Raw genomic sequence first — 23,773 nt, 5'->3', positions numbered from 1 at the left:
TATCATTGCTGTTCCCGCTTATCACGGACTGAACCAGGAACCTGTCGCGCCAATGACCGATTCGTTGCCCGCTGACTCTGTTGGGGTTGTCACCCCTCAGACCTACCGTTTTGATTCGCCTCTGGACCTCGCCTGTGGCCAGACCCTGGACAACTACGAGCTGGTGGTCGAGACCTACGGCACCCTGAACGAAGACGCCAGCAACGCTGTGCTCATATGCCACGCTCTCAGCGGGCATCACCACGCCGCGGGCTATCATTCGGAAGAAGACAAAAAGCCCGGCTGGTGGGACAGTTGCATCGGCCCCGGCAAACCGATCGACACCAATCGTTTCTTTGTCGTCAGCCTGAACAATCTGGGTGGATGCCACGGCAGCACCGGGCCGAACAGCGTCAATCCAAAGACCGGCAAGCCCTTTGGCCCGGAATTCCCGGTGGTTACCGTCAGGGACTGGGTAAACAGCCAGGCTTGCCTGGCTGATCGGCTGGGTATTGAGTGTTGGGCCGCCGTCGTTGGTGGCTCGCTCGGCGGCATGCAGGCCCTGCAGTGGAGCCTGGATTATCCGGACCGCCTGAAACATTCGGTGGTGATTGCCTCCACACCACGGCTGACCGCACAGAACATTGCCTTCAACGAAGTGGCCCGGCAGGCGATCACCTCCGACCAGGAGTTCCATGGCGGCCGCTACTACGATTACGGCGTGGTTCCCCGGCGCGGCCTGATGCTCGCCCGCATGGTGGGCCACATCACCTATCTGTCGGACGCCTCCATGGGCGAGAAATTCGGTCGAGAACTCCGGGATCAGGCCTACAAATTCGGATTCGACGCCGAATTTCAGGTGGAAAGCTACCTTCGGTACCAGGGCGAACGCTTCTCCGAGACGTTCGACGCCAACACCTACCTGCTGATGACTCGCGCCCTCGACTATTTCGACCCGGCCCATGAATACGGGGGTGACCTGGCCCGCGCCATGACGACCGCCCAGTGTGAATTCCTGGTGCTGTCGTTCAGCACCGACTGGCGTTTCAACCCGTCCCGTTCGGAAGAGATGGTCAACGCCATGATCGCCGCCCGCAAGCAGGTCAGCTACGCGGAAATCGACGCACCCTGGGGCCACGACGCGTTCCTGATCCCGACCCCGAGGTACACCGCCGCCTTCACAGCTTATATGGATCGGGTCGCACGGGAGGTAGGCGCATGAGACCAGACCTCGAAATCATCCAGAAGTGGATTGAGCCCGGCCACCATGTACTGGACCTGGGTTGCGGTGACGGCACCCTGCTGGATTTCCTTCAGCGGGAGCGTGGTGCCAGTGGTTTTGGCCTGGAAATCAATCCGGAACACATCACCGCCTGTATGAGCAAGGGTGTCGCGGTGATCGAGCAGAACCTGGACACCCAGGGACTGGACAATTTCGGCGACGACAGCTTCGATGTGGTGCTGATGACCCAGGCGTTGCAAGCCGTTCGCCGCCCGGACAAGGTGCTGGATGAAATGCTCAGAATGGGCCGCGAAGGCATCGTCACCTTCCCGAACTTTGCCCACTGGCGCCTTCGCTGGGGGCTGGCTCTGAGTGGCCGCATGCCCGAATCCGAGGCGCTGCCGTATAAGTGGTATAACACCCCCAACATCCGCCTGTGCACGTTTAAGGATTTTGAAGCCCTGTGCCGCCAGAAAGGCATTCGTATCAAAAGCCGGCGCGTGGTGGACGGCCAACACCAAAATAACTGGCTGGCCCGGTTATGGCCTAATCTGTTGGGAGAAATCGCCATTTATCGAATTACCCGGGAGAACGAGACATGAACACCGCCATCCCTCGACTTCTCACACGAATCGCCGTCATGGCCTTGGCCTGGCTTGCCCTCAGTTTCCAGGCCCAGGCTGCCGGCAAAAAGGACTTCGGCGACTACCGCGTGCACTGGAGCGTGCTGCCAAGCACCTTCCTGGCACCGGAGGTGGCCCGGGCCAATGACCTTAGGCGCAGCAAGGGCATTGGCATCATCAACATCTCGATCATGAAAGAGAACGAGGACGGCACCCTGTCCCCGGTGAGCGGACAGGTGGAGGGCAAGGCCACCAATGATGTGCAGCAGGTGCGCTTTCTGGCATTCCGTCGGGTGCAGGAGGGCGATGCCGTGTATTTCATCGCTGAGTATCAGTATTCACCGGGCGAGCTGATGACCTTCAACATCACCGCCCGACCGACGGGCGTACAGCAGGATATGCCAGTTCGTTTTTCTCACACCCTGTTCAGCGACTGACACGCCCATGAGCCAGAAACTTGTTATTGCCAGTAACAACCAGGGCAAAATCGCCGAGCTCACTGACCTGCTGGGTCCGCTGAACCTGCAGCCGGTGGCCCAGGGCGAACTGGGTATTTCAGAGGCCGAGGAGCCGGCCGTTACCTTTGTGGAAAACGCCATCCTCAAGGCCCGCCATGCGGCCCGTGAAAGCGGCCTGCCAGCATTGGCCGATGACAGCGGCCTGGCTGTGGACGCGCTGGGTGGCCAACCCGGCGTTCGCTCGGCGCGCTACGCCGGTGAGCAGGCCAATGATTCAAACAACATCACCGCCCTCTTACAGGCCATGGCGGACATCCCGGAAGGCCAGCGCAGCGCCCAGTTCCACTGCGTACTGGTCTACCTGCGCCACGCCGATGACCCCACACCGGTGATTTGTCATGGCCGCTGGCCCGGTGCCATCCTGACTGCCCCACGGGGAGACGGCGGCTTCGGCTATGATCCGGTGTTCTGGGTCGAAGACCATCAATGCAGCGCTGCCGAACTGACCCGGGAGCAAAAAAGCCGGATTAGTCACCGGGGGCGGGCCCTGGCCCAACTGATAGAACAGCTGAGAGCGGGAGCCTGAGCCGGTGACCGCCCCTACTCCGGTGGCGGTCAAGCCGCCGCTCAGCCTGTACATCCACGTACCCTGGTGCGTGCGCAAGTGTCCGTACTGTGACTTCAATTCCCACGCCATTCGGGGAGATATTCCCGAAGTCGAATACCTCAATGCCCTGATCGAGGACCTGGAGCAGGACCTGCTTTTCTGCAAGGACCGGGAAATCCAGACGATCTTTATCGGCGGCGGGACGCCCTCGTTGATGAGTGGTGGGTTCTATCAGAATCTTTTTCGGGCACTGAAGGCCCGGCTCGCCATTGCCAGTGACGCCGAAATCACCCTGGAGGCCAACCCGGGCACCCTGGAACAGGGCCGCTTTGAGGCGTTTCGGGAGTCAGGGATCAATCGGCTCTCCATTGGCGTCCAGAGCTTCAAATCCGAGCATCTCACGCAACTCGGGCGCATTCATACCCGGGAAGGTGCCCATACGGCCATCCACGCCGCCCGCCAGGCAGGCTTCGACAACTTCAACATCGATCTGATGCACGGCCTGCCCGGGCAAACACCCACCGATGCGCTGGCCGACCTGGAGGCTGCCCTGAGCCACCAGCCCCCTCATCTGTCCTGGTACCAGCTCACGATCGAGCCCAACACCGAGTTCTTCAGCCGACCGCCCACCCTGCCAGATGACGAACACCTGTGGGAGATTTACCGGCAGGGAGCCGAGTTTTTGCATTCACACGGGTTCAAGGACTACGAGGTGTCAGCCTGGTCCCGGCCGGGAATGGCATCACGCCACAACCTGAACTACTGGACCTTCGGTGACTATCTGGCACTGGGCGCCGGAGCCCACGGCAAAATCAGCCTGCCCGACGGTAGCATCCGGCGATACTGGAAAACCCGCCAGCCGGACGCCTACCTGAACCGAATTGGCAGCCGAACGGCGGGATCGGAAGCCATAGCTCCGGCTGACCGGCCACTGGAATTTCTGATGAATGCGCTGCGACTAACCGAGGGCGTAGACGAAAGGCTCTTTGCCGAACGCACCGGTTTCCCGCTATCCTCAGTTGAGAAAACCATCAACGAACTGCGTGATGAACAACTGCTGGCGCCCAGCCGGTTGCAAACCACCGAGCTTGGCCAGCGTTACCTGAACAGCCTGCTGGAGCGTTTTCTGTAATGGAAGAGAGTCGAGGATGGGCAGCTGTACCGCGGAACCTCAAGTCACTGCTGGTGGCAACATTGTTGTTACTGACGGCATTGTGGCTGATCAACCAGCCTCTGCAGACAGCCTCAGCACCTCAGGGCGTGGTTAGCTTCCAGGTAGCCGGCACCGCGGACCAGGCCCATGCCATCCTTCTGAGCTGGCAACGTGAAGGGGAAACTTGGGCGAAGAGCTATCTGTGGCTGAGCCTGCTGTTCGTTCCCGTTTACCTGATCACCCTGCTCCGGTTGACCGGCCACCTGATGCGAGACCGCCCCGGAGTCCGGGAGCGGACGGTCGCCCGCTGGGTGCGGGCGTTGTTTGTCGCTGCCGCCATGACTGATCTGGCGGAAAATGTTCTGCTACTGAACAACTTCAACCCGCCCAACGATACGGTCAGCCTTTGGGCGACCATCTTTGCCCTGATCAAATACACCGGCCTGATCCTGGGTCTGGCGGGGCTGATCATCATCCGGGCAGCCCGCCGTCACCCGTTGGAGCACCACTGATCGCCGTCGATCAGTTGGTCCGGTGGAACAACAGGTCCCAAACACCGTGGCCCAGCCGTTCACCGCGCTTTTCGAACTTGGTGATCGGGCGACTGTCCGGTCTGGGTGAATAGCCACCGTCTTCCTGGGTATTGGCGAAGCCCTCGGCCTCCACCATCACTTCCATCATGTGCTCGGCGTAGTTTTCCCAGTCCGTGGCCAAATGAAGGATGCCGCCAACCCTCAGCTTGTGACGGATTCTCTGAACAAATTCAGTCTGCACCAGACGGCGCTTGTGATGTTTCTTTTTCGGCCACGGGTCCGGGAAGAAGATCATCACCTGATCCAGACAGGCATCCGGCAGGCACAGATCGATCACGTCGTTGACATCGATGCTGTAGACACGAACGTTTTCAAGGCCCCGCGCTTCAACTTCCTTGAGCAGGGAGCCCACCCCCGGCAGATGAACCTCGACACCGATAAAATCCTGCTCCGGCGCCGCTTCGGCCATCTCGGCCAGGGACTTGCCCATGCCGAAACCAATCTCCAGGTTCAGCACGGCATCGCGGCCAAATACCTGACGCGGATCGATCATGCCCTGTTCACGAGTCAGACCGTATTTTGACCACAGGCGGTCAAAGGCCTTTTTCTGGCCCTCGGTCATCCGGCCCTGACGCAGGACGAAACTGCGAATCCCCCGACGCGTCGTGACCGGAGAATCCGACGCTTTGTCGTTCGGTTCCTGCGGTGTTTTCTGATCGGTCATTTGAAATCCTCAAACGCTGGCTGCGAGTTTAGTAAAGATAGACAAACGCACAGTTTACCAGAGTCCGCCGTATCAGGAGGACACCGGCGACCGGTTTGCCTGCTGCCGATCCAACTGTCGATAGCCCAGCGCCTCCGCCACATGCCGCTGGTTCACCGAGTCGGCGCTATCAAGGTCCGCCAGCGTGCGGGCAACCCGCTGGATCCGGTGCAAGGCCCTGGCTGACAACCCGAGCCGATCCATCGCGCCGGCGAGCATCTTCTGGCAGGCTGAATCCAGGCGACAGGCCTCTTGCAACTCACGCCCGGCCAGCCTCCCGTTGACGCAGCCTCGATAAACCTGCCGCTCTCTGGCCACCAGTACCCGCTCGCGCACTACAGCACTGCTCTCCGAAGCCTCTTCTATCTGCCCTGCTCCATGATTGTGCATGAGCACATCGGCACCCTGTACAGGCATTTCCACGTGCAGGTCAAAGCGATCCAGCAAAGGACCTGAAACTTTCGAGCTGTATCGCAACACCTGCTGAGCCGTGCACTGACACTCCCGGGTGGGATGGCCCAGAAAGCCACAGGGGCAGGGATTCATCGCCGCCACCAACTGGAAGCGAGCCGGAAACTCCACCTGACGCGCAGACCGGCTGATGGCAATGAAGCCGGATTCCATGGGTTCCCTCAGAACCTCCAGCACCCGTCGCTCGAATTCCGGTAACTCGTCGAGGAACAGTACGCCACCATGGGCCAGAGAGATTTCACCGGGGCGAGGATGGCTGCCCCCACCCACCATGGCGACGGCAGAGGCCGTATGGTGCGGTGCGCGGTAGGGCGGCTGTCGCCACACTTCGGGCGTGACCGGACGGCCGGACACCGAGTGAATGGCCGCCACGTCCAACGCGCTGTCCGGATCCAGCACTGGAAGAATACCCGGCAGGCGACTGGCGAGCATGCTCTTGCCTGTACCCGGGGGGCCAAAGAACAGCAGATTGTGTTGGCCGGCGGCGGCAACCTCCAGCGCACGGCGAGGCACATGCTGACCGCGCACATCCGCCAGATCCGGGATTCCACCGTGAAAGACGCTGGACTCCGCCTGGACTGTCGCAACGGGACTCAGCTGTTCCTGCCCGGTGAGGTGGGCACACACCGCGAGCAGATGGTTTGTCGCAAAGACATTACCCTGACTTACCAGAGACGCTTCAGAGGCGTTCTGCTGGGGCACCAACAGCCGCGTTCCCGTCTTGGTGACGGCAATGGCGGCCGGCAGCACCCCATTCAGTGGACGGAGCGCCCCATCAAGCGATAGTTCCCCGATGAACTCAAGCTGTGCAAGGGGCTCCAGCGGCAACTGACCAGAGGCGGCCAGAATGCCGATGGCAATGGGCAAATCGAAGCGTGCGCCCTCTTTGGGCAGATCCGCAGGCGCCAGATTAATGGTGATACGACGGGCAGGAAACTCGAAACCGGAATTCAGCAGGGCGCTTCGCACCCGTTCCCGACTTTCCCGCACCGCGGTTTCCGGCATTCCTACGATAGACAGCGCGGGCAGTCCGCCCGACAGATGGACCTCGACGGTTACGGCAGGGGCCGTAACGCCAACACTGGCCCTGGAATGAACAATAGCAAGCATGACAACCTTCCCTGGTTTCATGAATTATGAACATCTCTGGCCCGACGTCCTGTCAGGCAATGGCGACTACTTCGCCTTGAGCTGCTGCTCCAGCTCGGCCACGCGCTGCTCCAGTGCGTCGACTTTTTCACGGGTCTTCAGCAACACAGCCTGCTGGGCATCGAACTCTTCCCGGGTAACCAGCTCCAGGCGGGACAGCACCGACATGACGGTCGCCCGGGCATGAGTCTCAAAATCTTCCCTGGCAGCACGGGCCATATCCGGCACGAACTGGCCAAACTGCCCCTGCAACTGGGCGAAAATATCCTGTGGACCTTTCACAAGCGCTTACCTCTCTTATGGAACACTGACTACTGGTTCAGACGGATCCCGCCGGGCGGGCTCTGACACTGTAATGCCAAAGCCCGGAGTGTATCACACGGCGCCCGGGCAGCACTGAAATCAACGCCCCAAAGTCGACGCTCACACCCATCTTGACACCCATGGAAAATGGTGGTGCCAAATCGAGCCATTTGTGTGCACAATGCCCATTATTGGTGCGCCCTTTTGCGCCAATCTGGGACAAGCAATAATCAACATACTGATATACAATGTTTTTTTTGCGTTGGCACACCCAATGCTTTCACACCTCGTACGCAATCCGCACAGTTGATGTGCGAGGTGGCAGCATCCCGAACCCATCAGTTGGCCGTCTGGCCCCCACTGCTGGGACGGCTTTACCAAGGAGACAGCAATGAAACTTGTGACAGCGATCATTAAGCCTTTCAAGCTGGATGATGTCCGTGAGGCACTATCCGAGATTGGCGTTCAAGGTGTAACCGTCACTGAAGTCAAAGGCTTCGGTCGGCAGAAAGGACACACAGAGCTCTACCGTGGCGCGGAATACGTGGTCGATTTCCTTCCCAAGGTCAAAGTAGAAGTTGCCATCGGCGACAACCTGCTGGACCAGGTCATCGAATCCATCACCAAGGCAGCCAACACCGGCAAGATCGGTGACGGCAAAATCTTTGTAACTGAACTGGAGCAGGCCATCCGGATCCGGACTGGCGAAACCGGCGAAGAAGCGGTGTGATCCAGCTCTGAACAAAAGTAGCCAACGCAAAATTTTATAACCTGATCAAGCCTTGTGCGGAGGGCTTAAAATGGAAAGCAACCTTAATCATATCTTTGAATTGCAGTACGCAATGGATACGTTCTACTTCCTGATTTGCGGCGCGCTGGTCATGTGGATGGCCGCGGGCTTCGCAATGCTGGAAGCGGGTCTTGTCCGTGCGAAAAACACCACTGAAATCCTGACCAAAAACGTCGCCCTGTTCGCGATCGCCTGTACGATGTACCTGATCTGCGGTTACGACATCATGTACGGCGGCGGTCTCTTCCTCGACGGCATCACCACCGTTGCTGAAATGGATGACGCGGCCGTGGCCGGCGTTATCGCTGCTTCCACCGAAGCCGGCTTTGCCGACATGGGTGAGTACAGCGGTGCTTCCGACTTCTTCTTCCAGGTTGTGTTCGTAGCCACGGCCATGTCCATCGTGTCTGGTGCGGTTGCCGAGCGTATGAAGCTCTGGGCATTCCTGCTGTTCGCGGTTGTTATGACCGGCTTCATCTACCCGATGGAAGGTGCCTGGACCTGGAACGGTGACGCGGTATTCGGCATGTACGAGCTTAGCTACAGCGACTACGCCGGTTCCGGTATCGTTCACATGGCTGGTGCCGCTGCTGCCCTGGCGGGTGTTCTGGTTCTTGGTCCTCGTAAGGGCAAGTATGGTCCGAACGGCCAGATCAACGCGTTCCCCGGCGCCAACCTGCCGCTGGCTACCCTCGGTACCTTCATCCTGTGGATGGGCTGGTTCGGCTTCAATGGCGGTTCCACTCTGAAGCTGGGTGGCATCGGTGTTGCGAACGAAGTAGCTAACGTGTTCCTGAACACCAACGCTGCCGCTGCCGGTGGTCTGATCACCGCACTGGTTGTCGCTCGCATCATGTTCGGCAAGGCCGACCTGACCATGGCCCTGAACGGTGCCCTGGCTGGCCTGGTTGCGATCACTGCAGAGCCGGCTGATCCGTCTCCGCTGCTCGCTACCGTCATCGGTGCCATCGGTGGTGCGATCGTGGTCTTCTCCATCGTGTTCATGGACAAGATCCGTATCGACGACCCGGTCGGTGCCATCTCTGTACACGGTGTAGTGGGTATCTGGGGTATCTTCGCGGTGCTCCTGTCCGACGCCGACGCGACCTTCATGGGCCAGCTTGTTGGTACTCTGACCATCTTCCTGTGGGTCTTCGTCACCAGCCTGGTTGCATGGCTGGTCATCAAGGCGATCATGGGCATCCGTGTCAGCGAAGAAGAAGAGTACGAAGGTGTGGATCTGTCCGAGTGTGGTATGGAAGCCTATCCGGAGTGGGTAAACGGCCGTCAGTAATTGACGACCGGCATACGACAAGGGGCGCCCATCGGGCGCCCCTTTTTTGTCTGGTCGAACTGAGTGATTCAGAGATCCCCGGCTTCGCTCACTAAAAACGCGCCTCCTGATACAGCATGTCATCCGAATGGCGCAGGTATAGCAGCAAGACCTGCTGGGCCTCCTGATGAGAATCATACGGCCCCTCCACGGTTCCCTCGCGGGTCTGGAAGAACCACTTGCCATTCACCAGTGCATACCGGTCACTGCGAAACCAGTGACGCTCCCCTTCTCCTTTTCGCATTTCCATCGACAAATCCCCTTGCCTGACCAGCAGACTTTCCATCCGAGCGATCCCTTCCTGACCGCTCATTTTTTCAGTCTAGCCCGGCACGGGGCTTTGTCTAACGCGAGCGCTTTCAACCCTCGCCAGGCTGCACCGGATCCCCGAGAGCCTCAGCCATAAACTGAGGCATGGCCAGGGCGCCACGATGAATGCCAGCGTTGTAGTAACGGGTTACAAACGGGCGGTTGTCGGCGTCTTCCTCGCGGAAGTACTTTACCGGTTTGTCCTTGCCGGCCATGGTGCAACTCCACCATCCGGTGGGATAGACCGGCTGGGGGAACGGCAGCGTCTGAACGTGATCGAATCCGGCCTTGCGCAAATCCATGTGTATAGACTTGATGATGGAATCGGTATGCAACATCGGCGATTCGCTCTGCTGCACAATCAGCCCCCCGTCTTTCAAGGCCAGCAGGGCATCCCGGTAGAAGTCGAGGGCAAACAGGCCCTCGGCAGGCCCCACCGGGTCGGTGCTGTCGATGATGATCAGGTCCAGGCTGCCCGGCGCCACATCGCGAATCCATTGGATGCCGTCACCGAAAAAGAAGTTAGCCCGCGGGTCCTCGTTGGACTCACACAATTCCGGGAAATACTTTTCCGACATCTTGGTGACCCGCTCGTCGATCTCCACCTGCCAGGCCTCTTCCACCCCCGGATGTTTCAGGACTTCTTTCAGCGTTCCGCAGTCCCCGCCGCCGATAATCACCACTTTTTTCGGATCCTTGTGGGTGAACAGGGCCGGGTGGGTCATCATCTCGTGGTACAGGAAATTATCCCGGCTGGTCAGCATCACGCAGCCGTCCAGCACCATAAGGTTACCAAAGGTTTCGGTCTCGTAGATTTCCAGCTTCTGAAAGGGCGTCTGCTCTTCGTGCAGCTTTCGTTTTACCTGCAGGGAAAACGCTGTTCCCTCGTTCTGAAATATTTCGGTGAACCAACCTTCATTCAACGCTGACATAACAGTGCCTCCCTGAAATCCTTGGGTTTGTGAGTTGACGCTATTGTAGGAGTGCATTGCCCCCAGCTAAAGCGATAATGCCCCGCCACGGGTAGATTTTTTGTAGCCCAGGTGCTTTTAGCAACAGGGGTGAAGCCCTACAATGCGGACCATAAGCAGGCACGCCACGTACCAGCGTCCCCGGTTTCCTGACAGGATGACAAGCATGAGCGACACCAGTCGTACTCCGGCCCACAAGGTCTACAACATCGGCCACTGGAGTGATGGATACATCGATGTGAATGCCTCCGGCGAGGTACTGATCCGTCCTAATCGAAGCCAGGATGCCCCTGCCATCAATCTGCCGGAACTGGCGCATTCACTGGTTGCATCGGGCGTTGCGCTGCCTGTCCTGATTCGCTTCTCGGATATCCTGCATGACCGGGTGAATGCATTGTGCGATGCCTTCAATTCGGTGGCGGAGGCCCAGCAATACCAGGGACGCTATACCGCGGTCTACCCGATCAAAGTCAACCAGCAACGCCGCGTAGTCGAAGAACTGGTATCGGCGGAGCCAGCCGCCAGCAAAGGCCAGATCGGCCTGGAGGCCGGTAGCAAACCGGAACTCATGGCCGTGCTGGCCATGGCTCCCCAGTCCGGCTCGGTGATCGTCTGTAATGGGTACAAAGACCGTGAGTACATTCGGCTCGCTCTGATTGGCCAGACGCTGGGACACCGGGTCTTTATTGTGGTGGAAAAACGCTCCGAACTGCCGCTGATCCTGAGCGAGGCCAAAAGCCTCGGAGTGTCTCCGCTAATCGGCATCCGGGCCCGGTTATCCACCATCGGCAAGGGCAACTGGCAAAACACCGGTGGTGAAAAGTCCAAGTTTGGCCTGTCAGCACACCAGGTGCTGGACGTGGTTCGCACTCTCAGGGACGCGAATGCACTGGATACCCTGCAACTGCTGCATTTCCACCTGGGTTCCCAGATCGCCAACATCCGCGATATACAGACCGGACTGCGGGAATGTGCGCGGTTCTACAGCGAACTTCGCCAATTGGGCGTTCCCATCAACACCGTCGACATCGGCGGCGGGCTGGGCGTGGACTACGAAGGCACCCGCTCCCGCAGCAGCTGCTCGATGAACTACAGCCTGCACGAATACGCCGCCAACGTTATTCGCACACTGCAGGCGGAGTGCGAACGGCACAACCTGCCGCACCCTGACCTGATCAGCGAATCCGGACGCGCCCTGACGGCCCATCATTCGGTGCTGGTCACCAACGTGATAGACAGGGAGACCACGGAAAGCCAGTCCCTGTCAGAACCGCGAGCGGAGGCGCCCACCCCGCTGCAGGATTTGTGGCGGGACCTGCAAAGCCTTGAGGAAGCCGAGTCATCTCGCTCACTGCCGGAAATCTACCACGATGTTCTGCACGCCACTGCCGATGTAAACGCCCAGTTTGCCCACGGTGTTCTGTCGCTGCAGGACCGTGCCGATGCGGAGAAGCTCTACATCCGTTGCTGCAAGCTGTTGCGGGAGCAACTGGATAGTTCCAGCAGGGCCCACCGGGAAATCATCGACGAACTGAATGAAAAACTGGCCGAGAAGTTGTTCGTCAATTTCTCGCTGTTCCAGTCACTGCCGGATGTCTGGGGCATTGACCAGATATTCCCGGTCATGCCCATCAACGGCCTGAACCGGCCGCTCGACCGCCGGGCCGTGATTCAGGACATTACCTGTGATTCCGATGGCCGGATTGACCTGTACGTAGATGGCCAGGGTATTGAAACCACTCTGCCATTGCCGGAAGACAGCGCCGATGAACCCCTGCTGATGGGTTTTTTCATGACCGGTGCGTACCAGGAAATCCTTGGTGACATGCACAACCTCTTCGGCGACACCCACTCGGTGGATGTCCGGCTCAACGATCAGGGCGAATTCAAGGCCAGTACGCCGATGATCGGCGATACCGTCGCCAGCGTCCTGCGTTACGTGAATTTCGAACCGGACAGCCTGCTGGAAGCCTACCAGTGCAAACTGGCCAACTCGGATCTTCCCGAAGATCGCCGCGCCTCGCTCATGGCCGAGCTGGAAGCTGGTCTGGACGGCTACACCTATCTGGAAGACTGACCTTCGCCCTGGAATTTGAGGCTGGCCTGGCGCCAGACGCTGGGCGCCATCCCTTCCCATTTGCGAAACGCACGGGCGAAATTGGACGGGTCGCTGTACCCGAGCGCGTCAGCCACAGTATCGAGGGTGAGTTCCGGTCGGCGAAGCAGTACCAGCGAACGTTTGTGACGAATTCGATCCTGCAACTGCTTGAATTTGAGCCCTTCCTCAGCGAGCTGCCGGCGAAGCGTTCGGGGCGAAACCATTAATTGCTCTGCCACCTGTTCCAGTCCCGGCAACCGGCCCTCCCGCGTTGAGGCCAGCAGCCGTTCGACGCGCTCGGCCGCTGACGCCGCTGCCTCCATGGTGCGCATCTGCTCTTCGCACTGGGCTTCGGCAACCCGTCTGGTGACCGGATTCGACAGCACCAGGGGCAGATCAAGAAACTCTCGCTGGAAGCGCAGCTGGTTAGTCTCACAGCCAAACCTCACCCGCTCACCAAATAGGGCCCGATAGGGTGCCACATCCTCAGGCTCCGGAAACGCAAACTGGCAACGGCCACCCCGGGTCAGCTGGTTGCCGAACAGCAGTTGGTTCACGTCCATCAGCGATGCCATCAGGACATCCACGCTGAATCGGTGCAGATCATCCACCTCATGCATCACGTCCAGTTGCAGTACCGCCTCCTCACCGTCGGTAAAAAACGAAAGCGCCATATAGACGAACCGGATGCGACAATATTTGATGAGCACGGCAATCGCCTGCTTCAGATTCTCCGAACTGACCGCGGCCTGGGAAAGCGGGCCGTGGGTGGTGAATTTCAGTCGCAGGCCAAGTTCCAGTCCCAACGCAGGATCTCCGCTATGAGCCAGGCTTTCACGACACAAAGTGATGAACTTCGGCGCGGAAATCAGATTGTCGGGATGTTCAAGCATGGCAGGGCGAATGCCGGACCCCGTCAGTAGTGTCTGACGGGAGACACCCTTGTCCTCGGCCAGCTGGCAGAGAATGTCGGCGTAGTGGGCGTGAATGAATGGTTGACTGGCGGACGTGATCGGGGCGCTCATAACACGAAAGCCTCTCTGCTTATTGTTGTTTTTCTAGCCTAATGCCAGTAAGGAGCTTCGGCATTCTCCGGACCGACACAGGGGCTCGGGCACTTTTGTCACTCGGCTGTTACCGACATCCTATCTATCGCTCTTTTTCTGGCAATTTATGATCTGGCAACACTCGCTCACCGTAAATCCAGACACTGACAAATACGGGACGAGTGCATAGAATGACCAGAACAGTAGTTAACCATGCATCAGTCAAGGAGCGTCCAGTGAGTACACTGGAGCAATCGCCATCTGGCTCTGAGGGGCGCAAAGATCCCTGGAGCCAGTTGTTGCAAAAAGTGGGTAGCAGTCAGGATCGGGAGGCGTACCACAAGCTTTTCGAACACTTTGGCCCACAGATCAAGTATTACGCCATTGCGAACGGACTCGCCAGCCACGCGGAGGAGCTGGTGCAGGAGGTGTTCGTGTCTATCTGGCGTCGTGCGACGCTGTACGATTGGCGGAAAGCAGCGGCTTCCACATGGATTTTCACCATTGCTCGGAACCAGCGGATCGATATGCTGCGAAAAATGCAGCGGACGAGTGCAGAAATGGCGATGGAAACTGAGGATTTGTGGCAGATCCCAGGCGAAAACGAGGATGAACCGGTGACCTCCCTGCATCGCCTGATGTCAGAGCGACGTATCCGCGAATCCCTGAGCCATCTGCCGGAAGAACAGATTACCGTTATTGCCAAGGTGTATATGGAGCACAAGTCTCACCAGGTGGTCGCGGACGAGCTCAACATTCCCCTTGGCACGGTAAAAAGCCGGGTCCGCCTGGCGTTGAACAAGTTAAAAGTAATATTGCAGGACCAGAACGTATGACACGGCATCATCCCGACAGCTTGAGTTTGATGGATTACAGCGCGGGCAACTTGAGTGAGCCTCTGGCGCTGTGCATCCGTCTGCACCTGGACGAGTGTCCTGAGTGCCGGGGCCGGGTCGACATGCTGGAAAGTCTCGGCGCCGTCATGATGGAGCAGCAGCCCAAAGTGGCCATCAAGGAGGACATGTTCAGTGCCATTCTGGCGCGCATTGACGGTGATGACACGGAAGCGGACTCGCCGGACGGAAACGTAGGTGTGGCTCCGAAAATCACGCCCAAGCAAAGCGCCCTGCAAAAATTGCTGGGTGAAGACATCAACCAGCTTCCCTGGAAGCGCCAACTAGGGGACGTCAGCGTACTCGACATCTCCGATCGGTTCCCGGGCCAGCGCCAGCAAGTCGTGTTGCAGAAGCTTGCCGCAGGTGGCAAGGCGCCCGCACACACCCATCGCGGCGAAGAGACAACCATCGTGTTGCAGGGTGCGTTCGCCGACCAGAACGGGGTGTTCAACCAGTGGGACTATGTCGTACTGAACGAAGAACACGAGCACAAACCCGTGGCTGTGGGTTGCGAAGATTGCATCACGCTGTCCGTCCTCAGTGGACCGGTGAAGCTGACGGGCACCTTTGCCCGCATGCTCAATCCATTCATCCGGTAGGCACGTGGCCATTAAAGTCAGCAATTAAAAAAGGGGCGCCACAACGGTGCCCCTTTTTTGAGCTGTATCCCTTACCAGGGAAGCTCGGTCCCATCCCAGCTCAGGAAACGACCATTATCCTCAGCGGTCACGTTGCGGATCACCCTGAGCAGGTTGCTGGCGGTTTCCCCGGGTTTGTGGACCTGTAGCTGGGCGAGCGACTGCCGGAACGGCGCACTGAGGGCAGACTCGGTGGTGCCGGGATGAAGCGCAACACAGGCCACCGGTTTACACCGACGGGGCAGTTCCACCGACAAGGTTCGAACCAGCATATTCAGCGCGGCTTTTGAGCTCCGGTAGGCATACCAGCCCCCCAGCCGATTATCGGAAATCGAACCCACTTTGGCCGATATTGCCGCAATCCGTTTGAACTCCCGATGCTGCAACCAGGGCAGAAGCGCCTGCGCGAGGACCGCAAAGCCGGTGGCGTTCACGGCAAAGGCTCGGGCCATGGCCGATGCGGACACGTCCTCCAGGCGCTTCTCGGGAAACAAGTCCTCCGAGTGAAGCAACCCCGCCGCGTAGATCAACGTATCAATACCCTCTTTCGCGGGCATGACCGCTTCCAGTTCGCTCAACACATCCGCAGGCACCTCTTCCTCTTCGGCATTCCAAGCCAGCAGCCTGACTTTTCCGGAAGCCTGCAGCCTCTCGGCTGCCCGGTCCGGATTCCGGCATAGCCCCACCACGCGACTGTCCGGACTCTGATCCAGTATGGCTTCAGCCATTGCCCCACCAATGGCCCCGGATACTCCCGCAATCACGATACGATTCATAGCCTCCCCCGCTTCTGTCGCCCGTTCTGCCACGGGGCTCAGAGAAGAACGCCCGTGGGTAAACGCCCATCGCTCCAAGGTGATACGACAACTTTCGTCCACAGACCGCCAAGCGCGGTGAACCACAGAATTAAAACGGCCGTATGAAATGGTAGTTTAAATTCCTGACAACCCCGGGAGTTGATCCCGAACGCTTTAAAAAAACAGGTATGGTAAGGAGAGCAAGGCATGCAATATCAGGCTCCGGCGAACGACCTCCGGTTTTTGTTGTTTGATGTTCTGGGCGTGGACAAACTCCACGAACTGGAGAAATACGCCGATGCAACCCCTGATCTCATTTCAGCGGTCATCGACGAGGCCGGAAAACTGGCGGCGGAAGTCATACAGCCCACCAACCAGGTAGGCGACCGTGAAGGCTGCCAATACGATCCGCAAACCCGCTCAGTGACCACGCCAGACGCGTTCAAATCGGCCTACAAAACCTTTGTCGAAGGCGGCTGGACCGCACTGGACGCGCCGCTGGAGTTTGGCGGCCAGGGCCTGCCCCACACGCTGAAGTTCGTGGTGGACGAAATGGTGTGCTCCACCAACCTTTCCCTTGGCATGTATCCGGGCCTGACCCACGGAGCGATTAGTGCTCTTTATGCCCACGGTTCGGAGGAGCTCAAGCAGACTTATCTGGAGAAGCTCATTTCCGGCCAGTGGACCGGCACCATGTGCCTGACCGAACCCCACTGCGGTACCGATCTGGGGTTGATCCGTACCCGGGCAAAACCCAACGACGACGGAAGCTACGCCATCGAAGGGACGAAAATCTGGATTACCGGTGGCGAACATGATCTGGTGGACAACATTGTGCATCTGGTTCTGGCCAAGTTGCCGGGCGCACCGGACACCACCAAGGGCATCTCCCTGTTCGTCGTCCCCAAGTTCCTGCCGGACTCCGGTGAGCGTAACCCGGCGTTCTGCGGTGGGCTTGAGCACAAGATGGGCATCAAGGGATCGGCTACCTGTGTGATGAATTTCGAAGGCGCGAAAGGCTGGCTGGTGGGCGAGCCCAACGACGGCATGCGCGCTATGTTCACCATGATGAACGAGGCCCGCCTGATGGTAGGCATGCAGGGTCTCGGCCTCGCTGAGATGGCCTATCAGGAAAGTCTCGGCTTCGCCCGTGAACGCCTGCAGAGCCGCTCCCTGAGTGGCCCGAAAAACCCCGAAGGCCCCGCCGACCCCATCATTGTCCACCCGGACGTGCGGCGGATGCTGATGCGCCAGAAGGTCCTGAACGAGGGCATGCGCGCGCTGGCCCTGTTTACTGGCCACCAGCTGGACCTGTCGGTCGCCCATCCGGACGAGGATTCCCGTGAGGCTGCCGATGATCTTGTCCAGATCCTGACTCCGGTCGTAAAAGCGTTCCTGACCGACGAAGGATTCAACAACGCCAATACAGGCCTGCAGGTGCTGGGTGGTTCCGGCTTCACGACCGACTGGCCGCTGGAGCAGCTGGTTCGTGACGGACGCATCGCGCGGATTTACGAGGGCACCAACGGTATTCAGGCGATGGATCTGGTGGGCAGAAAGCTGGGGCTGAAAGGCGGCCGGCTGGTACGCACCCTGTTTGGCACCCTCGCCGGCTACCTGAAAGATAATCCGGAGGCGCCTCACCGGGATCAGCTCAAGGAAGCCATCCGCACCCTGGAAGAAGCCACCGGCTGGCTGGCGCAGAATGCGCCATCGGACCCGGAACAAGCCGGTGCTGCCGCTACGCCCTACCTGCGACTGATGGCTCTGACGGTAATTGGCTACCTGTGGTCCCGCATGGCGTCAGAAGCCAAAGCGCAATTGGACAACCAAACCGAGGGGAACAATCCGGCCTTGCTGGAAAGCAAACTGGTCTCGGCCCGTTTCTACTTCGAAAAACTGCTGCCGGAAATTCACTGGCTGCTGACCGACATCCGCAGTGGCAAGGACAGCATGATGGCCTTTGAGGACGACCACTGGTTTGCCTGAGGATCCCTTTCCGGTCACGGCAACAAGCCGTGACCGGAAATGACCGATGAATGGCTATTTGTGACCTTCAGAGGCCGGCGCCGGCGCGAAATAATAGATCCCGTTGATTAGTGTCTCTGAACTAGTCCAGCTCAGGCCCGTATCGGACTGGGCCTCTCCTTCTCCGCCACGCCCTGTCGTGGCTTTTTTTTGCCTGTTTTACTGTCCCCCGCGGGCGTGGGTTACAATTGCCCTCTTTTCACCGACACAACCGCGCACCGGACCGATACTACCGGAGACCTGATGAACGCCGACGATTACGCTTTCCGCTTTGGCGGCATTGAGCGCCTGTATGGCCGCCGCGCCCTGAATGCCTTTCGCAACGCCCACATTGCCATTGTCGGCTTGGGCGGCGTGGGCTCCTGGGCAGCAGAATCCCTGGCCCGGAGCGGCGTGGGCAAGCTCACCTTGATCGACATGGACGACATCTGTGTGTCTAACACCAATCGCCAGCTTCATGCCCTGGAGCAGCAATACGGTCGAACCAAGACCGATGCTATGGCGGAGCGCCTGCAGGCCATCAACCCCCACGCCACCATCAACGTTCACTTTGGCTTTCTGACTACAAAAAATGTCGCTGAACTGATCACGCCCGAGATGACGGGTGTGGTGGATGCAATCGACAGCGTCAAAGCCAAGGCCGCCCTGATCGCCCACTGCCAGCGCCGGAAAATTCCCATCGTCTGCGCCGGTGGCGCCGGCGGCCAGATGGATCCGACCCAGATTCAGGTGGCGGACCTGAGCAAGACCACCCAGGACCCCCTGCTGGCCAAGGTGCGCAACATGCTGCGGCGGGAGTACGGTTTTTCCCGCAATCCGAAGCGACGCTTCGGTATCGAGGCCGTATACTCGTTGGAGCAGCTGACGTATCCTGCCGGAGACGGCGAGGTGTGCCTGCAGAAGCCGGATTCCTCAGGCCCGGTGCGACTGGATTGTGCGTCGGGGTTTGGTGCCGCCAGCCCGGTTACCGCCAGCTTTGGTTTCTTTGCCGCCTCACGGTTACTCAATCGTATTGCGCGACGAGCCAACCAATAACCCAAAGGACTTGACCTGAATATGCCCGTCAGCACCGTGATGCTCCTTGCCAGCATTGGCATTCTTTCACTCTTCTGTCAGTGGCTGGCATGGCGGGTTCGTATGCCGGCCATCCTCTTTCTACTGGCCGGCGGCGTGGCAGCAGGCCCGTTGCTTGGATTCCTAGCGCCGGAGGCGGTGTTCGGCGAGCTCCTGTTCCCGGTTATTTCCCTGGCAGTGGCCATCATCCTGTTTGAAGGCAGTCTGACACTGCGCTTCGAGGAAATCCGCGGCCACGGCAAGATGGTGCGTAACCTGGTGCCTATCGGCACGATCGTGACCTGCCTTATCGGCACCCTGTCAGCCCGTTGGTTACTGGATGTGTCCTGGGCTGTGGCGCTGCTGTTCGGCGCCATATCAGTGGTCACCGGACCTACCGTCATAGCCCCACTGCTGAGATCAGTTCGGCCGGATGCCAAACTGGCCAACATCCTGCGCTGGGAGGGCATCATCATCGACCCGGTGGGCGCCCTGCTGGCCGTCCTCGTGTTCGAGGCCATCGTATCCTGGGGTCAGGGGGATGTGTTCAGTCATTCCCTGTACATTTTCGGCAAGACCATTGCCGTTGGCCTGCTGATTGGCGCGGTGGCGGGTTACCTGAACGGCCTCGTCCTGCGCAAGCATCTGGTCCCACAGTACCTGCACAACGCCGGCACACTCACGTTCATGCTTGGGGTCTACGCGGTTTCCAACGAAATGGCCCACGAATCGGGTCTGCTGACGGTGACCATCATGGGTATCTGGATGGCGAACATGAAGCAGGTGCCCATCGAGAGCATTCTGGAATTCAAGGAATCCCTCAGTGTTCTGCTGATTTCCGGCCTGTTCATCATTCTTGCGGCCCGCGTGGAGTTCAGCGCCATCGCGGCCCTGGGCTGGGAACTGGTTCTGGTGCTGGCGATCCTGATTCTCGTGGCACGCCCACTGAGCATCCAGCTGTCCGCCATTGGCACCAAACTGAACTGGCGGGAAAAGCTCTTCCTGAGCTGGATCGCGCCGCGGGGCATAGTGGCCGCGGCTGTGTCTGCGCTGTTCGCCTTCCAGCTGGAAAACCTCGGATACGAAGGGGCCGAGGCCCTGGTGCCGCTGGTGTTCGTCCTCATCATTACCACCGTCACTTTGCAGAGCCTGACCGCCCGACCGTTAGCCAAGTTGCTCGACGTGGCTTCACCTCCGGAATACGGCTTTCTGATCCTGGGCGCCAACCCGGTGGCACGCATGATTGGCCAGGCGCTGCATAAACAGGAAGTGCCCGTCACCCTGTGCGACACCAACTGGGAAAACGTTCGTCAGGCCCGGATGGCCGGTTTGCGCACCTACTTTGGCAATCCCATATCCGAGCATGCCTCCACCCACCTCGACCTGACCGGCGTTGGCAACCTGCTGGTGGTTTCGCCCTACAAGCACATGAACTCCCTGGCCACCTACCACTTCCTGGACTGGTTCGGCAACGGGCATGTTTTCAGCCTGGCAGAAGGCGACCAGGATCAGAAAGCCCGGCACCAGACCGCTGAGAAAATCCAGATGACACGGGGTCTGTTTGGCGGCGTCAGTTACGCCAAGCTGGCCAGCCTGGCCAGCCAGGGCTACGCGGTCAAAACCACTCAACTGAGCGAAGAATTCAGTTACCAGGGTTTCCTGACCAAGTACGAAGGCCAGGCGATTGTCATGTTCGTGTTCGATCAGAAGGGCCGGGTACAGCCGGTGATCAGCATGGACTCCTTCAAGCCTGAAGAAGGCTGGATGCTGATCAGCCTGGTGCCAGCCCAGGCGCCGAAGGAACGAAAGACCAAAGAAACTTCAAACGGGGACCGCCAGACCTCCGGGCCGGACGGGGAACCCGGAAACTAAGCGGTTCAAGAGGTAATATTCAGTGCTGGACCGAGGTTAGCGACAGTCCAGCACCAGCTTGCCGCGCACATGACCACCTTCCAGCTTTTCATGGGCATCCACCACACGATCCACCGAGAATGACTCGTCGATGTGCACGCGGACGTCGCCGTCTTCGATCAGTTCGGCGATTTCATCCAGATGAAAGGCATCTGGCCGTACGGTCATGCCGTGGGCTCGCAGCCCCATGTCTTCCGCGGCACTGACGATCTCGTCAGCGGTGACCGTGGGAATGGTCACCAGTACACCCTGTTCACCCAGCGTGTGCAGTGAGCGCTTGCCGGCTTCGCCACCCACCAGGTCCAGCACCACGTCCAGCCCGTAGCACTCCTCGGCGACATCCGTGGTGTGATAGTCGATGACCTCGTGGACACCCAGTTCCGCCAGGAAATCCCGGTTACTGGCCGATGCCGTGGCAATCACGTGTGCGCCGCGCTCAAGGGCAAACTGAACGGCAAAATGACCGACACCGCCCGCCCCGGCGTGGATCAGAATCTTCTGGCCAGACTCCAGCTTGGCCACCTCGAACAGCGCCTGCCAGGCAGTCAGGGCCGCCAGCGGCAGTGCGCCGGCTGTCATCAGGTCCAGCTCCTCCGGCACGATGGCCAGTTCATCCGCCTGGGCCAGTGCATACTGAGCGTAGGCGCCACCGACACCGGGAAAGCCGATCATGCCCATAACCCGGTCACCGGGAACCAGGGTGGTCACCCCTTCTCCGATCGCGATGACTTCGCCCGCCATATCGTATCCGGGCGTCCACGGCAGCGAATTCTCGATCTGGCGTGCCGCAAAGCCCAGTCCCTTGCGGGTTTTCCAGTCGATCGGGTTCAGGCCGGCGCCATGAACGCGAACCAGAACCTGTCCGGCATCGGGCTGGGGAATCTCGGACTCTACCACCTGCAGGACATCCCGCTCGCCGAACCGGTCATAAATGACGTGGCGCATGGTGGATTCTGGGAGGGTATCAGTGGAATTCGCCATGGAGTTCTCCGGACTTCTCGGGTGACGGAAACAAAACTCTGTTCAGACTAGCAGAAGATCTTGCCAAGGAGGCGTTAATCGACGCGAAGCCCCTGGCCACCCGCCACAACCGCCGAGGCAAGAATGTCACGAAAGGCATCGGGTGCCCGGGCAGGCCGTTGGGTTTTCAGGTTCACACAGGCGTGGGTGGAGGTGGCCCGGACCAGCGTTTTGCCATCGGCCGGGCGCACCAGCTGGAACCGGCGTTCTGAACGGAAGCGACCATCAAAGCCGGTGATCCAGGTGCCCAGGATCAGGTGATCGCCGGCATTGGCGGAGGCCAGGTAGTCGATCTCGGTGCGGGTAATGGCCATGGCTCGCCCGGTACTTTCGTGTACCTCCCAGGTCATGCCAAGACTCTCGATGTGGGCCCAGCTGATTTCCTCCAGCCAGCGAACGTACACCACATTATTGGCGTGCCCCAAGCGATCTGTATCCTGATCGGTAACCGTGATATCCATAGTGAACGGATCAGCAAGATCCCAGTTGATCGGCGCGTCAGCCGTCATGCGTCGTCTCCAAGTCCAGGTATGGCGTGTAAGGGCAGCCGGCCAATCCGATCATTGTGCAACGATCCGAAGTACAGATACCCCTCGTGCGGGTTGACCGAGGTGATCTCCTGCAAGTGAGTACCCCGTGTGTCATGCAGACTGGTGATCATATTCCCATCCCGGTCGAACGCCACCACCAGTCCGTACTCCTGGGGCTTGGGCTTGAGGCTGTCCGGCAACTTGGCGACCAGATCCTTGAGCCACGGAGTGCGATGCAAGGCATCGACCTGGGAATTACGAAGCGTGGGGAACGCCACCCAGTAACGCCCTTCGGAATCGACGGCAAGGTTATCCGGAAAGCCCGGCAGATTATCGGCGAAGACCTCAGCCTGACCGGCCTTGGGCCCGGTAATCCAGTACCTCAGAATGCGGTATTTCCAGGTTTCGTTTACCAGCACGAAGTCGCCGTCCGGGGATACGGCTACGCCATTGGCGAAGTGCAGGTTGCCCAAAAGCACCTCCGTCTTGCCGGTGCGGGGGGTGTAACGGAGGAGTCGACCCCAGGGGCGCATTTCCAGCAGATCCAGCCGATAATCCGGCTGCTGGAACCGGGAACTGGCATCACTGAAGTAGATGCGACCGTCGGGAGCGATATCCACGTCATCGGTAAACCGGAAAGGGGTCCCTTCGGCTTCGCGAGTGAGCACTGTGATCTCACCCTCTGGCGTTACCGAAAGCAGTCCTTTCCAGGCATCGGCAACAATCAAATCACCATTCTGGTCGAACACCATACCTAATGGTCGGCCTTCGGTTTTCAGCCAGGTTTCAATCCGGCCATCGGGAAACAGGCGGATAATGCGCCCATCCTGAGTGCCGGCATGCAGTACGCCTTCCTCGTTGACGGCGGTATCTTCGGGCCCATAGACCTTGCCACGGGCCAGGAGGTCCGCCAGCCTGAGCCGCTCGTTGGGTGTGAGGGGGCCGGTCAGCGGTGGCGGTGACGGGGGGGCCCAGGCCCGGCTATCAATCGGAGACGGAGCCAGGAGGAAACCCCCCAGCACCGCAAACAATACCAAGCACCCGATCATCAGCCATCTCATAGACCATCCCCGCCTGAGTTGTTCATTCCCT

General features: G+C 59.3%; 24 protein-coding genes. 14 read left to right on the top strand and 10 right to left on the bottom strand.

The genetic code is table 11. The annotated features are described in order from the left end of the window. Positions 1 to 52 precede the first annotated feature (52 nt). The 6 genes from metX to K8I84_RS16435 are packed head-to-tail and all read left to right on the top strand — an operon-like array spanning position 53 to position 4,554. A complete protein-coding gene (gene metX / locus K8I84_RS16460; protein ID WP_223795861.1) occupies positions 53 to 1,201 on the top strand; it encodes a homoserine O-succinyltransferase MetX in 1,149 nt (382 codons plus the stop codon). Further along, the gene (gene metW / locus K8I84_RS16455; protein WP_223795860.1) at positions 1,198 to 1,803 is read left to right on the top strand and encodes a methionine biosynthesis protein MetW; all 606 of its coding nucleotides are present in this window, start codon (positions 1,198 to 1,200) and stop codon (positions 1,801 to 1,803) included. Before metX ends, metW begins: the two co-directional genes overlap by 4 nt. Continuing rightward, positions 1,800 to 2,261 carry a DUF4426 domain-containing protein gene (locus tag K8I84_RS16450; protein ID WP_223795859.1) on the top strand — a complete coding sequence of 154 codons (462 nt, stop codon included), beginning with the start codon at positions 1,800 to 1,802 and terminating at the stop codon, positions 2,259 to 2,261. The genes metW and K8I84_RS16450 overlap by 4 nt, the downstream gene beginning before the upstream one ends. A gap of 7 nt (positions 2,262 to 2,268) precedes the next feature. Further along, positions 2,269 to 2,868 carry an RdgB/HAM1 family non-canonical purine NTP pyrophosphatase gene (rdgB, locus tag K8I84_RS16445; protein ID WP_223795858.1) on the top strand — a complete coding sequence of 200 codons (600 nt, stop codon included), beginning with the start codon at positions 2,269 to 2,271 and terminating at the stop codon, positions 2,866 to 2,868. A 4-nt stretch (positions 2,869 to 2,872) separates the two neighbouring features. Then, positions 2,873 to 4,021 carry a radical SAM family heme chaperone HemW gene (hemW, locus tag K8I84_RS16440; RefSeq protein ID WP_223795857.1) on the top strand — a complete coding sequence of 383 codons (1,149 nt, stop codon included), beginning with the start codon at positions 2,873 to 2,875 and terminating at the stop codon, positions 4,019 to 4,021. Further along, positions 4,021 to 4,554 carry a hypothetical protein gene (locus K8I84_RS16435; protein WP_223795856.1) on the top strand — a complete coding sequence of 178 codons (534 nt, stop codon included), beginning with the start codon at positions 4,021 to 4,023 and terminating at the stop codon, positions 4,552 to 4,554. Before hemW ends, K8I84_RS16435 begins: the two co-directional genes overlap by 1 nt. A gap of 10 nt (positions 4,555 to 4,564) precedes the next feature. Here K8I84_RS16435 and trmB read toward each other — a convergent pair whose 3' ends face one another. The 3 genes from trmB to K8I84_RS16420 all read right to left on the bottom strand — a co-directional run bounded on the left by trmB (position 4,565) and on the right by K8I84_RS16420 (position 7,240). Further along, positions 4,565 to 5,299, bottom strand: a complete 735-nt coding sequence (gene trmB / locus K8I84_RS16430; protein WP_223795855.1) for a tRNA (guanosine(46)-N7)-methyltransferase TrmB — start codon at positions 5,297 to 5,299, stop codon at positions 4,565 to 4,567. 72 nt (positions 5,300 to 5,371) lie between these two features. Further along, positions 5,372 to 6,919, bottom strand: a complete 1,548-nt coding sequence (locus tag K8I84_RS16425) for a YifB family Mg chelatase-like AAA ATPase (RefSeq protein ID WP_223795854.1) — start codon at positions 6,917 to 6,919, stop codon at positions 5,372 to 5,374. 66 nt (positions 6,920 to 6,985) lie between these two features. After that, positions 6,986 to 7,240 carry an accessory factor UbiK family protein gene (locus tag K8I84_RS16420; protein ID WP_223795853.1) on the bottom strand — a complete coding sequence of 85 codons (255 nt, stop codon included), beginning with the start codon at positions 7,238 to 7,240 and terminating at the stop codon, positions 6,986 to 6,988. A 412-nt stretch (positions 7,241 to 7,652) separates the two neighbouring features. On the opposite strand from K8I84_RS16420, the gene glnK reads away from it, so the two are divergent. Together glnK and K8I84_RS16410 are read left to right on the top strand one after the other, a co-directional pair. Beyond that, on the top strand, positions 7,653 to 7,991 hold the full coding sequence (gene glnK, locus K8I84_RS16415; protein WP_004578958.1) for a P-II family nitrogen regulator: 339 nt from the start codon (positions 7,653 to 7,655) through the stop codon (positions 7,989 to 7,991). Positions 7,992 to 8,061: 70 nt separating this feature from the next. Next, a complete protein-coding gene (locus K8I84_RS16410) occupies positions 8,062 to 9,345 on the top strand; it encodes an ammonium transporter (RefSeq protein ID WP_223795852.1) in 1,284 nt (427 codons plus the stop codon). A gap of 91 nt (positions 9,346 to 9,436) precedes the next feature. Here the strand turns inward: K8I84_RS16410 and K8I84_RS16405 are convergent, their stop codons facing one another. Continuing rightward, positions 9,437 to 9,670 (bottom strand): DUF6316 family protein, encoded by a 234-nt coding sequence (locus K8I84_RS16405; protein ID WP_223795851.1) that lies wholly within the window; start codon positions 9,668 to 9,670, stop codon positions 9,437 to 9,439. 73 nt (positions 9,671 to 9,743) lie between these two features. After that, entirely contained in the window at positions 9,744 to 10,625 is an 882-nt protein-coding gene (gene speE, locus K8I84_RS16400; RefSeq protein WP_223795850.1) for a polyamine aminopropyltransferase, read from the bottom strand. Between the two features lie 205 nt (positions 10,626 to 10,830). Between speE and speA the strand changes: the two genes are divergently transcribed. Continuing rightward, complete coding sequence (speA, locus tag K8I84_RS16395) at positions 10,831 to 12,741, top strand: biosynthetic arginine decarboxylase (RefSeq protein WP_223795849.1); 1,911 nt, start codon at positions 10,831 to 10,833, stop codon at positions 12,739 to 12,741. On the opposite strand, the gene K8I84_RS16390 is transcribed toward speA, so the two are convergent. Continuing rightward, on the bottom strand, positions 12,726 to 13,787 hold the full coding sequence (locus tag K8I84_RS16390) for an AraC family transcriptional regulator (protein ID WP_223795848.1): 1,062 nt from the start codon (positions 13,785 to 13,787) through the stop codon (positions 12,726 to 12,728). The two genes, speA and K8I84_RS16390, sit on opposite strands and share 16 nt — an antisense overlap. Before the next feature lie 257 nt (positions 13,788 to 14,044). Here K8I84_RS16390 and K8I84_RS16385 point away from each other — a divergent pair, with 257 nt between their 5' ends. After that, positions 14,045 to 14,644: a sigma-70 family RNA polymerase sigma factor gene (locus tag K8I84_RS16385; RefSeq protein ID WP_223795847.1), complete on the top strand. Its 600-nt coding sequence runs from the start codon at positions 14,045 to 14,047 to the stop codon at positions 14,642 to 14,644. Continuing rightward, positions 14,641 to 15,303, top strand: a complete 663-nt coding sequence (locus K8I84_RS16380) for a ChrR family anti-sigma-E factor (RefSeq protein ID WP_223795846.1) — start codon at positions 14,641 to 14,643, stop codon at positions 15,301 to 15,303. The genes K8I84_RS16385 and K8I84_RS16380 overlap by 4 nt, the downstream gene beginning before the upstream one ends. Positions 15,304 to 15,374: 71 nt before the next feature. On the opposite strand, the gene K8I84_RS16375 is transcribed toward K8I84_RS16380, so the two are convergent. Next, the gene (locus K8I84_RS16375) at positions 15,375 to 16,118 is read right to left on the bottom strand and encodes an SDR family NAD(P)-dependent oxidoreductase (RefSeq protein ID WP_223795845.1); all 744 of its coding nucleotides are present in this window, start codon (positions 16,116 to 16,118) and stop codon (positions 15,375 to 15,377) included. Positions 16,119 to 16,346: 228 nt separating this feature from the next. Here K8I84_RS16375 and K8I84_RS16370 point away from each other — a divergent pair, with 228 nt between their 5' ends. From K8I84_RS16370 to K8I84_RS16360, 3 genes are all read left to right on the top strand, one after another. Continuing rightward, on the top strand, positions 16,347 to 18,128 hold the full coding sequence (locus tag K8I84_RS16370) for an acyl-CoA dehydrogenase C-terminal domain-containing protein (RefSeq protein ID WP_223795844.1): 1,782 nt from the start codon (positions 16,347 to 16,349) through the stop codon (positions 18,126 to 18,128). 282 nt (positions 18,129 to 18,410) lie between these two features. Continuing rightward, positions 18,411 to 19,202 (top strand): tRNA cyclic N6-threonylcarbamoyladenosine(37) synthase TcdA, encoded by a 792-nt coding sequence (gene tcdA / locus K8I84_RS16365; RefSeq protein ID WP_223795843.1) that lies wholly within the window; start codon positions 18,411 to 18,413, stop codon positions 19,200 to 19,202. Positions 19,203 to 19,223: 21 nt separating this feature from the next. Beyond that, positions 19,224 to 21,092, top strand: a complete 1,869-nt coding sequence (locus K8I84_RS16360) for a cation:proton antiporter (RefSeq protein WP_223795842.1) — start codon at positions 19,224 to 19,226, stop codon at positions 21,090 to 21,092. A 36-nt stretch (positions 21,093 to 21,128) separates the two neighbouring features. Here the strand turns inward: K8I84_RS16360 and K8I84_RS16355 are convergent, their stop codons facing one another. The 3 genes from K8I84_RS16355 to K8I84_RS16345 form a co-directional block, all read right to left on the bottom strand. After that, complete coding sequence (locus K8I84_RS16355; RefSeq protein ID WP_223795841.1) at positions 21,129 to 22,112, bottom strand: NADP-dependent oxidoreductase; 984 nt, start codon at positions 22,110 to 22,112, stop codon at positions 21,129 to 21,131. Positions 22,113 to 22,186: 74 nt separating this feature from the next. Continuing rightward, positions 22,187 to 22,660: an acyl-CoA thioesterase gene (locus K8I84_RS16350; protein WP_223795840.1), complete on the bottom strand. Its 474-nt coding sequence runs from the start codon at positions 22,658 to 22,660 to the stop codon at positions 22,187 to 22,189. Continuing rightward, entirely contained in the window at positions 22,657 to 23,742 is a 1,086-nt protein-coding gene (locus tag K8I84_RS16345) for an SMP-30/gluconolactonase/LRE family protein (protein WP_223795839.1), read from the bottom strand. The genes K8I84_RS16350 and K8I84_RS16345 overlap by 4 nt, the downstream gene beginning before the upstream one ends. Positions 23,743 to 23,773: the final 31 nt, after the last annotated feature.

The organism is Marinobacter sp. F4216, assembly GCF_019931195.1.
Lineage (GTDB): Bacteria > Pseudomonadota > Gammaproteobacteria > Pseudomonadales > Oleiphilaceae > Marinobacter > Marinobacter suaedae.
The sequence above is the reverse complement of the archived record's forward strand: the minus strand, read 5'-3'. Positions and strand labels throughout refer to the sequence as shown.